The following is a 13629-nucleotide window of genomic DNA, read 5'->3' on the forward strand; positions in this document are numbered from 1 at the left end:
GAAATGAGCGAAACCAGATGTACAATGTCGTTACGCCAAGTACGTTAATTTGGTTTCACTATGTGTTGGTAGAAATTACGCACCCGACAGCCCGCGATAGATGCAAACGGCTAAGTAGTGTAAAATATGCGAAAGCGCACGTTGCGCTACACTTTAATCCATACCAATTATTGGCTACTCCACTTTTCAGGCCCATTTTCATGATCCACAACGATGTTCTACGTCGCCTTCGTTATGCATTAGCGATAAACGATACCGCCGCCATAAGCATTTTTAAATTAGTGAACTACGACATGGAAATTGATTATTTACATGCTGTAATGAAGCGGGAAGGCGAAGAGGGTTATTTACCGTGTCGCGATAAGATTATTGCGCTGTTTTTAGATGGATTGATCATCAAAAACCGTGGTCGTCAAGAAGGGAAAATGCCTCAAGAACTGGGGCCAAAAGAGCGATTAAGCAATAACGAAGTGCTGCGCAAAATCCGTATTGCGATGAGTTATAAAGATGACGATATGATAGCGGTGCTTAAATTAGCAGACTTCAGAATAAGTAAAGGTGAGCTGTCGGCGTTTTTTAGAAAGCCAGACCATCGCAACTTTAAACCTGCTGGCGATCAAGTGGTTCGCAATTTGTTGCAAGGTATGGTGAAAAAATACCGACCGGAGTCCACGCGACAAACTTCGCCTAAAAAATCAGATAGCCCAAGCACTTCTGGTACTAAGTCAGGCTCATTTAATAAAGGCGCTAGCAAACAAAAAGAAGCGGCTGGCAAAAACACCAATTCTAAAGTGTCGCCGGTGAAAAAGAGTGATGCAGGTTCGGTTTGGGGAAAGCTCCCTAAAAAATAAAAGCGCTGTAAAAAATAGACGTTGTATAAAACGCATCTGAGGTAAAGCGCGTAAGAGGATAGACTAAGTGCTGTTGTGAAAAGAAGATTACCCCTCACTTCTATGCACTCGTTTTTAGGCAAAGCAAGATTGCCTTGCCTTAATTATCTATATCGCTAAGGACGACTATTATGAGCCGACATTTCGATAAGGCCGAAGGCCTGTATGAAGAGAAAGATGCCGCTACACAAGGTTTTGTGTTCAACCAAACTATGCTGCGCATTGCCGATCCCAAGCGTTCGCTAGATTTCTATACGCGAGTTATGGGAATGACGCTAATTAAGCGTCTAGATTTTGAAGAAATGAAGTTCAGCCTTTATTTTTTGGCGGCAGGTGATGATTTCTCCGATATTTCTGACGATGTTGACGAACGTACTCAGCAAACTTTTGGTCGTCCGGCCATGTTAGAGTTAACCCACAATTGGGGCGATACACCAGAAACAGTGGATTATCACAACGGAAATACAGAGCCAAAAGGTTTTGGGCACATTGGTTTTCATGTGCCTGATGCAGAAGCCGCATGTGCACGATTTGCATCACTAGACGTTCCTTTTCAGAAAGGGCTTAATGATGGTTCTATGAAAGGGATTGCATTTATCAAAGACCCAGACGGCTATTGGATTGAAATTTTCAACGCGTCTAACGTATCCGCAACTTGCGCGCCCCATTTGAAGAAGTAGGCAAGGCACGCACTACGGTACCATTTGCTAGTTGGGTTTTAAGTAGCAAGTAATATCAGTAGTCACTGTTTACAAAAAAGGGTAGCTTAACTGAATAAGCTACCCTTTTTTTGTTTAGTGACCTTATGGCTTTCTAAATTATCGGATCTTATTTTCAAGCCAACCCGGTCATTACTTCGCCTCTAACGTTAATTCCACACCGCTAAATTCGGTATGTAAGTCGTGCTGGGTATTTAGCAAAAATAAACGGTTTGCTTCAACTTCAGCTTCGTTAGCTAAATAACCTTTCACCGCTTTACTGCGCGCGTCAGCCAGTTGAACTAAATCACTTTCTGGAATATCAATGTTGTTACGTAGTTTGTTGTATCGGGCAATGCTTAATGCTCGGTTTACACTTTCTTCGTTAACGACTTCCTTATTGTTATCAGCACTCTTTTGGTTCTGTTCATTGTCTGAATTTGCGAGTTCAGGGTAAAGCTGCGCCACCATGTTTTCGTATTCTTGATTAAGGTCAGGTGTATACACCTCAACATAGTAGGATAAAAGCGCGTCGGCTAACGGGCCTTCCAGTGGGATGCTACTGCCACTTATTGAGTCGCGCTGTGCGCTGCCAAGGGTGTTGGAATTTTCATTTTCACCGCCAGCAAGAGATTTTTCGTTAGTACTAACGTTGTCAAAAGTAGCAGATGAATCAGAATAGCCGCTTCTTGTTAAAAGTGTGGTGTTCAACTGACGTTGCGCTAGGACACTTGCATCAGACATGGCGTTGACAGTACCTTCGATATTAACCCTAAGTCCTGGACGTTTTTTAAGGGCTTTGGCAAGGGTATTCAGTTTTTCTTGAGCGTCCGCATTTAGCAAATGCTCTCCAAAACCAAACTCAACGTTGTCGAGTTCATCGTCACTGCCAACCAGGTTCGCAAGTAGCGAAAATGGTGCAGTAACTGCTTTGGTAATAATGTTACCAATGGCATTAAGGATAATAGAGCCAAAGCTAAAATCTGGGCTGTCGATATCGCCAGACACATCCAAGCCCAAATCAATAACGCCGTTTCTGTCTTCTAGCAACGCAATGGCAAGCCCAAGCGGTAAGCTTAATGCCTGATCAGAGTTCGACTTCTTGCCCAACGTTAATTGGTCAATAACAACATGATTTTTACCTTCCAGTGCCTTACCGTTTAGTTTGTATTGCACTGCCAAAGACAGCAAGCCTTTGTCAATGTAATAGCCCATGTAGGTGCCTGAGTAGGGGTTAACTGAAGTCAGTTCGGCGCCTTTGACTGAAAAATCCAAATCAAGGTCTATATCATCTTTTAATGGGTGAATAGTGCCTGCTAGTTTGACCGGAGCATAGTTGTCTATCTTTCCGGTGATATCCACATTGGCAGGGGAAGTTGAGCGAGAGTCAATTCCCAATACTTTGCCATTTAAACTTTCTATAGCAGACGCAAATTTGGGCGTTAGTGAATGGTCAGCAAAATATGCTTTGCCGTTTTCTATTGATATGGTGTTGACTGCGATGGCCAATTCGTTGGCTTGTGAAGGCTCAGCTGTAGTGCCCGCAGGCACGTTTGCGTTTGATGCTTTCGACGCGGTTGCGCTGCCAGTTTCGCTGGAACTTTCACTGTTAGCGGACTTGTCTGATGAAGCGACAATCAGCTTACTCACATTGGTCTGTTTAGCTTCATCAATAATAAGTCGTGCAAATGGCGCTTGTAGGTGAATGTTGTCTACGCTTAGCTGGTTCGATGCGTGGTCAAATTCGATGTTGTCTACATTTAAAGACTGCCACTGTAGTAGGGGAGAGCTGGCGTCATCCAATACACTTAAATTATTAATGCTAGTACTAGCCTTAACGTTTAGTGAGTCTATATCGTCTTTATCCGAGGCATCGTTAAATGCCCCATCAAACTCAACGTTTAAATTAAATAGCCCATCTTCAAGGGTCACATTTGCGTGGGGGGAAACGTACTGCTGGAACTGGCTTAGCACCAGTTGCTCAATCGCTGCTTTACCCTGCACGGTTTGCTCTGCAATAACTACGCTGCCGCTACTGCTTAGTGCACCTTTGGATGTGTCGCTAAACGTCTGTGGGTCGGCAGAGACATGTAAACTGGTGGTGTAGGAGATAGGTTTAGAGAAGTCAGTAGTGACTTTTCCGCTTTTAATATTAAGGTTGCTGATGCGGTAGTAAGTACCGTCACTTACGCTACGCTCTAAAAGGTCAATGCTACCGCCATTAAATGCAAACTGGTGAAGCTCGACATACCACGCGGTCTCTTGTGCTAGTTCATTTGTGCTGTCGGTTGCTACGTTGGAAACATCCTCATCTTCTGTTTCACTATTTCCTTCTTGTGCTGCGCTATTACTTGTATGTGCTGCGCTATTACCTATATGCGCTGCGCGGGGGGTAGCGTTAGCTGATGTAGCATCTGCCGCTGGGCTTTTTGGGGTAAACAGACGCTGTAAATCAAGCCCTGACTTGTCAAATAGGCCCGACACTCGAACGTTGTCGATGGCAACGCCAGCAATGCTTACTTGCTGTTCTAAACCGTTTACGTTTACATCGTGTATGGCAAACGAGGGTATGGCAAGAACCTCTTGCGAACTGTTAGCAGTGCCTGTTGTGTTAGACGAAGAGCCAGCGTTAAACGCAAGGTTGTTAACAGCAAATTCGCCACGCTCCAGAATAAACTGGAAGTCTGTATCTTGTTCAAAAACTTCAGCATGCAGGCTTAAACTCACCTTGCCGTCTACTAAATCTGCTTCTATCAAATCTTTTGAAAGTGACCAAAGCGGCGTAAGGGCTACATCGTTTATCGCTATGTCTGTCGTAACTTTTAGTGGAGATAATTGAAACTCGCCATCAATGGCGATGTTACCTTTTTCTGCGGTGAGTAAGTTAAATTGATATTGGTTGAACGCTAACTTACCTTTTGATTGATCACTCTCACTTTTATCGCTTTTAGGGTTAGTATTTTTGTTGCCAACATTGCCTGAGCTGATCAGAGCGTGAGTATCCAAATCTTGCAAGTCAACGCTCAGTTCTGGGTAATCAAGCAGGGTGTTGGTCACCTTGTCTTCAATAACCACTCGCCCTTCGTTAAGCGCAAAGTCACCTAACGTAATTCGGGGAATTTGTCCTTCGCTAGCATCTTCAGGCTCTGCAGGGGCATTTGTATTGCGCTTTTCTATGTGGGTAAAAATGTCAGAGAAGTTGAAGATTTGTGTGTCTTCATTTTCGCTTAAACGTGCAATGGAAATAAAAGGCTTGCTTATGGTCAGCGATTCAATGGCAGGAGTTAAGGTGAAAAGTGATTGCCAGAACCCAAGGTCTAGCGAAACGTGTTCTACGCTAAAAAAGCGGTTTTCTTGCTGCTGCTCTGCTGGGTTACCTTCGCTTTCATTTGTAGAGTGAGTATTTGAGTAGATAACAAAATTAGTAACGTCTACTTTTAGCAAGAAAGGGTTGATTGCAATATCTTCAATAGCAGTTTCTCTTCCAATGTTTTCTTTCACTGCATCGGGTAACTTTGCTTTTAGCACCGCGGGTGTAACAACACCAATAAGAAGCGCGTAAGTGAGATAGATGAGAACAAGATAAGTCGATAGTCGAAACCATTTTGGCTTCTCTGAAAACCAAGACATTGCGTTTTGCATAGGCGATTAGGCTGCACTTTTGAGTGTGGAAAGATTGGCAAGGGTTGCTACTTCACCATGCTAAATACCCCTGCGAAAACGTTAAAGCGTATTAATTTGGGTAGTAAAAAAGAATTAATACGCTTTAGATAGGTTACAAAGCGGTTAGCAAATTATCTAGACCAGATTTAAACAACGCCTGTGTTTCTTCATCTGCATTTACATTTAAATACGAGCTAATTTGCGTAACAAAGCTAGCAATCATGTCAGTTGATAGGCCTAGCACTTCAAATTGTTGCTTTAGGTCGTTTACCGACTTAAGCGTAGAGCTGTATTCAGAGGCCTTGTTAAGTAAGCCCGATAGCGAAGAGCTTGAGCTTGCTGCTGAATTGCTGCTAAGAGCAGGCACATCTTCAAGAAGGCTATCAATACCTGGAATACTGTTTGCCAACTGGGCGTAATCGGCGCCTGAAAGGTTGCCTTGCACATAGTTCATAATAGAGGCGATGCCGCCTTCTGATTGAGTTTCAGAAACACTCAGATTGTCAGAGACTGTGCCTATTAAGCTGGCTAAATCAATACCTGAAGCTGCATTGGTTGCCATCTCAGTTAGGCTGGTTGAAGTTACTGTCGATTCCGCTTTTTTGTCGCCTAATAGGCCTTTAAGCTGATCAATATTGGCATTTGCGTTGGTCGTAAATAACGTAAGAGCGACTACTGCAGGTGCTAAAACGATACGGTTCATATTTGGTTTCCTTTTAGTACGCCAGGAGCGCCAGCCCATCTGGAGTAACATGATTGAAAATAATCGTAGCTTGCGCTAGCAACTATTTAAACCTTCCATAAATTAGAAGTATTCAGGTGTGTGAATACTTACATTCTAACGTAACGAGGTCGTAAATTCTCTAGGCAAAGTGTAAAGGCGCTTTACACTTCTTCAAGAGACTTGAATTGTAGAAACCGTAGTGTGCAGCAGACGTAAATTTAGTCAATTAGACAAAACACTAAAAGGAGCGGTGCGCTCCTTTTAATGTTCTGATTGGATTTTTGATTTACTTACTCTGTTTGGGTGGAATGATTATCCGCTCTACTTCAGGGGATGCGTTCTTTTCAACGCTCGCTGTATCAAGAGAAGCGCCAAGTTGATAGTCTAATTGCACCAGAAGGTCAGTTTGTCTCACGCCTTTTCCTCCTTGGATACGAGGCTTATATACCCATTGTTTCAGGGCAACTATTGCACTTTTATCAAACACGCCAGCAGGTACCGATTTTACAATTTCTACATTATCTGTAGCCCCCGTTTCTGTAATATCGAAAGAGAGCACAACGAAGCCTTCTACATTTTCTTGTGCTGCTTTCTCTGGGTAAGTTGGTGGAACGCGTTTAACCGGTGATGCTTCGTTAATTTTAGCTTCAGATTTTGTCTCTGCGACTGGAGCATTTGCTAAGGCGGTGTTAATAGTGAGTAGGGCGGCAACTGAAAGTACGCCTGCAGCTAGTACTTTATTGTTACGCATAGGTTGCTTTATCGCGTTTAAACGTTTGATCATAGTCCTTTTTTCTCCAAAGGTTGGGTAAAGCCCTCGTGTAAAGTGCAGGGCGTTTGAACTATGCTCGGCACACTGCACAAGTGCTTTTGCATAGGTAAGTTTTTCGTTGTCGGTCTTGTCTTTCAGTACAGCGTGATCGCAAGCCAGTTCTTGATTGATTCGGAAGGATTTTAGCGCTAGCCAAACCAGTGGGTTGAACCAAAATACAATTGCGATAATCAGCGCTGACATATTCCACAGGTGGTCGTGATGTTTGCGATGAATGTTCTCATGTTCTAATACCAGCGCTTGTTGCTTAGTTGAAAACACACTTTTAAACGAGAAAGGAATAAGCACCTTAGGTGAGATAAAGCCAAATAGCATGGGTGTGGTAGCTTTACTGGAATAGTACGCATTAGTATGGATAGCGCGTTGTTTTCCTATCGATGCCCAAATCTTTATGTGATGCATTAGTACGTAGGCTGTGATTACGCTTGCACCAGTTAGCCAAATAAATAAAACGGTTTCGAATTCAGCGGTGTCTATTGTTGGCTTAACGCCAACCACGTAGCGAGTAAAGCTATTCGATGGCATGCTAACCAGCGACATAGGAAGGTTATTGACTATTAGGCATCCTGGAATTAATGCCCATAACTTATAGGTAAGTGAAGCCCCAATTTTATTGGTGAAAAAGTGCTCGCACACCATGAGCAAAACAAGCACTAGCGACAAAATACCTTGCTGAGCAACAATCCAATCAATCATTGTTTTGTTCCCATTCCTTTATAAGCGCTTTCAGCTCGCTTATGTCTTGTTTAGACAATGAATTCTGATTGGCAAAGCCAGCGACCATAGGCGTTATTTTTCCTTTAAATAAACGACTAACAAAGCTAGCTGTTTCTTTTTTTGTATAGTCTTCTCGCGCAATCAGCGGGTAATAAAGGTATTGGCGTTGCTGTTTTTCAAATCCCAGTACTTCTTTTTTCACCAAGCGGCCTAATAGTGTTTTTACGGTTTTTTCGTGCCAGTCTTTCTTATCATTTAAGCGTGAAATAACTTCATTTGATGTGGCTGGGTGGTCGTCCCACAGCACGTCCAGTACTTCAAATTCAGCGTTAGAAATTTCGGGTTTATCTGACATTTTGCTCATAGGAACGGAATCTACTTTATTGATTACAGTTGTAGTCTATGTGTTTAGATTACACTTGTAATTTTAAAGTGCAAGCGTTTTCTGTAGGTTTTTAAAACAGCTGGTGTTTGCGGTTATGTCAGTAGAAAGCAGTGGTTTAATCTGGTTAGCGTTTAACGCTTTGTGCGTGAATGTAAGAAATGTGAAAGTGGGAGGTAAAGCCTGTGAGTTTACATTTAAACGTTCAGGGAAGGCCGAGCAGTTCCTTTTAGTAAAGGACATTAAAGCTTAAGTCGTTTGACTCTAAAAATTCGCCCAATATACGAGATTGTTGATTTCCCCTTGGCACCATGACATAACATGCCGGCTTTGGGGAGACTTCTTGAAGCTCGTACCATAAGTTATCCAGCACATCGTTGCCTAATTTCAAAAACGTTTCACCCCAAGATGTTTTGTAGATAACGGCAACATCTTCAACCGTAGCCTTTTGGCGTAAGGTAGGAAAGTTCACAATCGCGAAACAAGCGGTGATGCGCTCTGGTGCTAGTAAATCCATACGAGGTAGCGATGAAACTTTAACCGGTGGGAAATACTTGCACAAATGCTTGAGAAGGTCGTTAAGGTCTAACTCACTTACTTCGCCATAGTTGTAATCAAGATAAACTTTACTGCTGGTATCAATTATTTTACTTGAAACCAACCATACCATTAATGCAATCGCGCTAGATGCTTGGGATATTTTCTGCGCTTCATCAATAATACCTGATTTACTTAACAAATCACCCGCATAGGCCGACCACACTTCATCACCGTTTTTAAGCTGGCGCATGGCTATCGTTATTTTTTCGCAGTACAGACTCTCGTCGAATGCACGTCGCAGAAACTCAATTTTATCTTCTTTTTTGGCGTAATACGTACTTAACCGCCTACCAAGCACCGTCATGTCTTTTTCATCCATTACTTGTTGGTAGTGGCTAAGCTCTTTAGAAATACGTCGATAGCATTTTAATAGGAAACTGTGAACTCGACGACTAAGCTGTACACGCTCGCTAAATGTCCAATCTTGTTGATTATCTAAATGGAGGATCTGCTTTCGGCTCCATCCCCATTGCCTTGCGTAAGACGCTAAAATTCTGCGCTTAAAGTTTGGTTTTTCTCCTTCGAAAAGGGGCTGACTTAATGGGCATGCGCACTTTAAATACAAACACTGCTGAAGTACTTCAACGTCTTCAGCTTGGCCGTTTGCTTTGTAGTGGGTGATAAGTTCGTCGAACATTAATGCGTAAGGGTCGATGTCTGCCACATGGCCCGGCGCTTCAGCGCCGCGATGTACATGCTTTTTAAGCAAGTTACATAGCGGTTGTCCATTAGATATATTGGCTAAATACACTTCAAGCTTTGCCATTTTTAAAACCGACTTGAAGGGGGAGTCCATGGCTTTACCCAATTGCCAAATAGCAGCGCCGAACAGTTCGCTGGCATCAAGCTTCTCTAAGTGGCCTAAGTCCATAAACCAATCAAGATCTGGTGAGCCACCTCTTTCAAGACTGTTGTAGATGGCCTGATATTGTTTTTCGCTGGCTTTTTCCGGTGTAAGCCACCAAAAAGGGGCCTTGCCTGCCACTACAATATTGGTGCTGTAAAACTCAGCTTTTAAAAACAAGGCTTGCGCAGAACCCGCACTTTCACCTTCAGCAACACCGAAATCGTTTTGCTTAACCTTGTCTATTTCAGATAGAAAGAAATGTACTTCAATGCCAAAAGTGTGGTCGGCCCACTTTTCAATAGCGGTAAGTTTTTGCTGAAGTAAGGAAAGTTCTATGTCTGAAAATTGATTGCCATCAATACACACCCAATAATCAAAATCTGATTCATCGGTTTGCGCAATTGTGCCCACGCTGCCCATGAGAACAAGTGACTCTATAGCCCTTTGTCTGGGCCAAATTTGCTTGATGTCAGAGAAAAGATGACTTTCAGTAGGGAAAGATCGTAATAACGCTTTTTCAATATCAGGCCTAAATGAATAGTTACTAATGCCAAAAGGAACGGTATCGTCAGACGACGATGAGGAGACGTAGCCCGGTAGTGCCTCATGATTAACGTGTACAAGAAATGGAAGTACATGAAAAAGTGGTTTGTGTTTTTCAGGCATAAGCGTAAGCGCACGCTCAATACGGGCTTTGTTGTACCTTAATACACGCAATAACCTAATAGTAAGGTTTTGCTGGACGGAAAGCGGCTGTTGCGCTGCCATTATGTTAGTCTGCACTTCTTCATGCAGGCAAGCATAACGCTAATTCGCATCGACTTCCTCTCTTTTTGCCAACAATACAACCTCTGACGTGTCAGTGATTTTTTGCACAAAGAAAATATTCAATGTAGGAAAGCGTGCTTCCTTTACTTTGTGCAATCGGCATCTTGCTAAAATGTGCTTTTAAAGCTGAGTAGTCGAGTCTTTAGGTAACGTAATTTCAACTCTCAAACCACCGTTTTCAGGGCTTTGCATAGTAAGTGTTCCATCGTGCTTTTCTACTGCTTTTAGCGCAATCGTTAAGCCTAGACCAAAGCCTTCGGTATGCATTTGGTTCCCGGCGCGGTAAAACGGCTGCATCAACTTTTCAATTTCAGCGTTATCTACTCCAATACCGTTATCCTTAACAACAATGACAACGCTATTAGCACTGGATGTAACCTCTACCGTAACAGGCTGGCCTTTATTCGAGTACTTGCATGCATTGCCAACGATGTTATCTAACGCCTGGTGCAAAGCTTCGGGAAAACCATTAATAGTGGCGTTGTCTCTATGCGTTTGATCAAACGTTAATGTGGTAGGAATACCCGGGTAATTGATTGCCATATCATCCAAAACACGTTCACATAAGGCAATAACATCACATTGTTCAGTATTTTGAGGTGTATTTTCTAGGGTAGAAAAGTTTAAAATTTGTTGAATGAGTTGGTCCATTCGATGGCAGTCATTGTGTATTTGCAATACGTGTTTGTTTTCAGGTTGATGCTGTTCAATGATTGCGGCAGATGCCTGTAGCCGTGCAAGAGGGGCGCGCAACTCATGAGATACATCATGTAATAACCTTTGCTGCGCACCGATTGCATCGGCGGTTTTGCTTACCATAAAATTAATATCGGCTGCCAGGTCGCTCAATTCGTCGCCACGAGTAAGAAGTTGAGAGGGCACGGGTGTCGCAGTTTGGTCGTTGGCATATTTTCGGCTAAACGCTCCTAAATATTTAATAGGCTTTACAATACTCCAGCTTAATAAAGCGCTGACCATTGCCGAGGCTAAAAATATAAATATGAACTGTACAGACTGAAAACGACTGAGCACCTGTTTGTAAATTCGAGGTGTTTGCGGCTGCCTAAACTGAGCGATGTAGCGGATATTTGAAGGGCCGTATATTTCGCGTGTAATTCTATGCTCTTCAGGCACTTTGTTCATTCTATAATGATAAACGACATCGTTATCAGGCGTTGAAATTAGCATGGGGATTAATTGGTTTTCTCGGCCATTACGCCTTTTAACCCATTCTTTGATCTCGCTTTTTGATCTGCCGTTGGTTAAAGCCTCATGCTCGTATCGCCATACAATTCTTTCAGCTTGATTTGTCGCATCATCAAGAAAGCGGTTGTTGTAGTTATTTGCTGTATATTCGTTTACTAACACATAACCGGTCGCCGCCATTACCACTAAGCTGGCCACCCAAAATGCAACAAAAATTCGCCAGAATAAGCGCTTAAACCCTAAATTTTCCTTAATACCTGACCATTTAATGTTACTCACCATTATGCTTGTCTTCTATTCTGATTGCTGAGGTACGGTTAACATCTGATAGCCAACACCGCGAACAGATTGAATGACGTTCTTAACGCCGGCTGCTGCGAGTTTTTGACGAATTCGGCTTACGTGGACATCCATCGCTCTATCATAGGCTTCCAATGGACGCTTTAATACTTCCTGCGTCATTTCTTGCTTCGATATAGTTTGGCCTACACGCTCCATAAGATAGCTAAGTGCATTGAATTCAGCGCCAGTTAGTGCAATAGATTTGCCATTAACCGTGGCTTGTCTTGCACCAAGGTCTAGATGTATACCATGCAATTCACTTGGCGAAGTGGTAGGCGTGGCCTTCAGGTATTGCGTTCTTCGAATTATGGCGCGGATACGGGCACCAAGTTCCCTAGGATTACAAGGCTTTGGCAAGTAGTCGTCAGCACCTAACTCAAGCCCTACTATTCGGTCTATGTCATCGCCACGACCTGTCAGCATAAGAATTGGGGTTTGCTTTTCGGCTCTTACTGATTTCAACACATCAAGTCCAGACATGCCGGGCATCATAATGTCTAGCACAACGGTGTCGTACTTATCAGTATTTAAAAGTGTTTTTACTGCTTCGTCACCGTTATGAATTGCATCTACACTGAAGCCATCTCCCTCCAAAAATTCTTGGAGTAAGGCACACAGGTCTTGGTCATCATCGACAAGTAAAACATTGATTTTTTCATTTTCCATGCCTGAATATTACTCCTATTAACCGTGGCGTTTTGCCAACTTTACCGAACTTTACACTAGCTTAACCCTACTTATCGATTGATTCACGCATACTTAATTCCGTTGATGAAACAACATCATTTTTAAACGTCATGCATAAACATGACAAAACAAGTAGGAAGATTAAGATGAAAAAATTAATTACCGGTGTTTTATTAAGTGCATGTATCGCAACCACTGCTTACGCAAGCGGTAAGAATTCAGATGAACGCAGAGGTGGTGATTTCTTGCCTTTGCATAAAATGGAAAAAGTACTTGACCTGACCGACGAGCAAAAGGTGCAATTTCAAGCGCTAAAAGAAGAGCTTAAGGCTGAGCGCGAGGCCAAGCGAGCTGAAATGGGAGAAGAAGGAAAGCGCAGAAAAGTTAATGCGTTAGCGGGTCTAAATCCTGACGACGCTGACTATCAAGCGAAAGTGGAAGCTATTGCGGATCAAAAAGCAGAAAAAGCAAAAGCTCGCTTTCTAAAACGCGCAGAACTTCGCATGAAGGTTGCTGAAATTCTAACTGATGAGCAACTAGAGAAGTTTGATGAAATGAAGAAGAAACGTGGGAAAAAACAGCGTCAACATAGCTAATTCATACCACGTTTAATCAGTAAAAAGCGCCTTCATGGCGCTTTTTTGCTAACGGCCATTGGCAAGCCGCGTTTGTAAATGATGGCCCGTGTGAAATGTATTTAGCTAGTTTTGAATAGCACTTGATGGGTACTGTTCTAGCAATTTTATTACAAGTTCATCGAGTTTCTTTTGAATACTAATGCTATCTTTCGATTCAAGTTCAACACTACCTGAAGCGCTGTAGATAAACTTACCATCTTTCACCATATCTATTTGAAGCCCCTGCTGCAGAGACGTCTGCTCTCCCACAGGTATGCTAAAGATACTGCCCAACGATATACCGCCCGAACGACCGAAGCTACCTGTACCCAACCCAAGGTTCAAAGTAGTACCGTCTTCTTTTGCTGTGGTTGATGGCAAATACCCCACAGAAACATCAGCATTCTCTTCTTCCGACGGTGTTAAACCCTTCGTAATTAACTGCTCGGTTATGGTTGAAGACAGATGGTTGGCGAGGGTTTCATTGATGGGATTCAACGGCGATTGAATATAAAAGGTTTTGATGTCAGAAAAATTTTGTGATTCGTCTACGCTCACTTGGGGCTTACTGCTACACCCGGCAACTAAAGCCGTAC

The 13629-nt window shown here is 42.8% G+C and carries 11 protein-coding genes; 3 read left to right on the forward strand and 8 right to left on the reverse strand.

Annotated elements, in window-relative coordinates; translation table 11 throughout:
- Positions 1 to 17 precede the first annotated feature (17 nt).
- Together E5672_RS10255 and gloA are read left to right on the forward strand one after the other, a co-directional pair.
- Positions 18 to 851, forward strand: a complete 834-nt coding sequence (locus tag E5672_RS10255; RefSeq protein WP_240692207.1) for a YehS family protein — start codon at positions 18 to 20, stop codon at positions 849 to 851.
- A gap of 170 nt (positions 852 to 1021) precedes the next feature.
- Positions 1022 to 1570, forward strand: a complete 549-nt coding sequence (gloA, locus tag E5672_RS10260) for a lactoylglutathione lyase (RefSeq protein WP_014950300.1) — start codon at positions 1022 to 1024, stop codon at positions 1568 to 1570.
- A gap of 171 nt (positions 1571 to 1741) precedes the next feature.
- Here the strand turns inward: gloA and E5672_RS10265 are convergent, their stop codons facing one another.
- From E5672_RS10265 to E5672_RS10295, 7 genes are all read right to left on the reverse strand, one after another.
- Positions 1742 to 5218: a DUF748 domain-containing protein gene (locus E5672_RS10265; RefSeq protein WP_240692208.1), complete on the reverse strand. Its 3477-nt coding sequence runs from the start codon at positions 5216 to 5218 to the stop codon at positions 1742 to 1744.
- Between the two features lie 145 nt (positions 5219 to 5363).
- Positions 5364 to 5954: a DUF2780 domain-containing protein gene (locus E5672_RS10270; RefSeq protein ID WP_136782107.1), complete on the reverse strand. Its 591-nt coding sequence runs from the start codon at positions 5952 to 5954 to the stop codon at positions 5364 to 5366.
- Between the two features lie 307 nt (positions 5955 to 6261).
- Positions 6262 to 7503 carry a M56 family metallopeptidase gene (locus E5672_RS10275; RefSeq protein ID WP_136782108.1) on the reverse strand — a complete coding sequence of 414 codons (1242 nt, stop codon included), beginning with the start codon at positions 7501 to 7503 and terminating at the stop codon, positions 6262 to 6264.
- Positions 7496 to 7888 carry a BlaI/MecI/CopY family transcriptional regulator gene (locus tag E5672_RS10280; protein ID WP_136782109.1) on the reverse strand — a complete coding sequence of 131 codons (393 nt, stop codon included), beginning with the start codon at positions 7886 to 7888 and terminating at the stop codon, positions 7496 to 7498. Before E5672_RS10280 ends, E5672_RS10275 begins: the two co-directional genes overlap by 8 nt.
- Positions 7889 to 8135: 247 nt before the next feature.
- The gene (locus tag E5672_RS10285; protein ID WP_136782110.1) at positions 8136 to 10121 is read right to left on the reverse strand and encodes a class I adenylate cyclase; all 1986 of its coding nucleotides are present in this window, start codon (positions 10119 to 10121) and stop codon (positions 8136 to 8138) included.
- 180 nt (positions 10122 to 10301) lie between these two features.
- Positions 10302 to 11669, reverse strand: a complete 1368-nt coding sequence (locus E5672_RS10290; protein WP_136782111.1) for a sensor histidine kinase — start codon at positions 11667 to 11669, stop codon at positions 10302 to 10304.
- Between the two features lie 12 nt (positions 11670 to 11681).
- Positions 11682 to 12395 carry a response regulator transcription factor gene (locus E5672_RS10295; RefSeq protein WP_136782112.1) on the reverse strand — a complete coding sequence of 238 codons (714 nt, stop codon included), beginning with the start codon at positions 12393 to 12395 and terminating at the stop codon, positions 11682 to 11684.
- A 167-nt stretch (positions 12396 to 12562) separates the two neighbouring features.
- Here E5672_RS10295 and E5672_RS10300 point away from each other — a divergent pair, with 167 nt between their 5' ends.
- Complete coding sequence (locus E5672_RS10300; RefSeq protein ID WP_136782113.1) at positions 12563 to 13012, forward strand: Spy/CpxP family protein refolding chaperone; 450 nt, start codon at positions 12563 to 12565, stop codon at positions 13010 to 13012.
- 105 nt (positions 13013 to 13117) lie between these two features.
- Here the strand turns inward: E5672_RS10300 and E5672_RS10305 are convergent, their stop codons facing one another.
- Positions 13118 to 13591 (reverse strand): DUF4136 domain-containing protein, encoded by a 474-nt coding sequence (locus tag E5672_RS10305; protein WP_240692209.1) that lies wholly within the window; start codon positions 13589 to 13591, stop codon positions 13118 to 13120.
- Between the last annotated feature and the right edge of the window lie 38 nt (positions 13592 to 13629).

The sequence above is a fragment of the Alteromonas portus genome (assembly GCF_005117025.1).
Lineage (GTDB): Bacteria > Pseudomonadota > Gammaproteobacteria > Enterobacterales > Alteromonadaceae > Alteromonas > Alteromonas portus.